The organism is Mesorhizobium sp. LNHC252B00 (genome assembly GCF_000502955.1).
Taxonomy (GTDB): domain Bacteria; phylum Pseudomonadota; class Alphaproteobacteria; order Rhizobiales; family Rhizobiaceae; genus Mesorhizobium.
Window position 1 is genome coordinate 1 of sequence record NZ_AYWO01000178.1, and the last position, 270, is coordinate 270.

1 pseudogene is annotated in these 270 nt (G+C 61.9%); it reads left to right on the top strand.

Annotated elements, in window-relative coordinates:
• Positions 1-2: 2 nt before the first annotated feature.
• A pseudogene (locus X744_RS1000000173340) lies at positions 3-125 on the top strand (ATP-binding protein); the annotation flags it as partial.
• Between the last annotated feature and the right edge of the window lie 145 nt (positions 126-270).

A 270-nucleotide genomic window follows, 5' to 3' on the forward strand; every position in this document is an offset into this window, starting at 1 on the left:
TCCTGGATCGGCTGAAGTTGACGGCGATCCGCGACCAGCTCGACACGCTCATGTCGAGCAAGATCGCGCAGTTCCCGTTTGTCCGCGAACTCGACGGCTTCGGCTTCGACGCGCAGCCATCGGTCTGCTTCAGCCAAACGTATTCATAGGTATGGGACAGGCCTTGCTATGTACGCCACCCACGCCTGCTCCGAGGCCCTCCAGGGCAATGGTCTGAGACCTGGGCTCAAGCCCTTGGGCGAGGAGGATGAGACACCGCTGGAGCTCAGG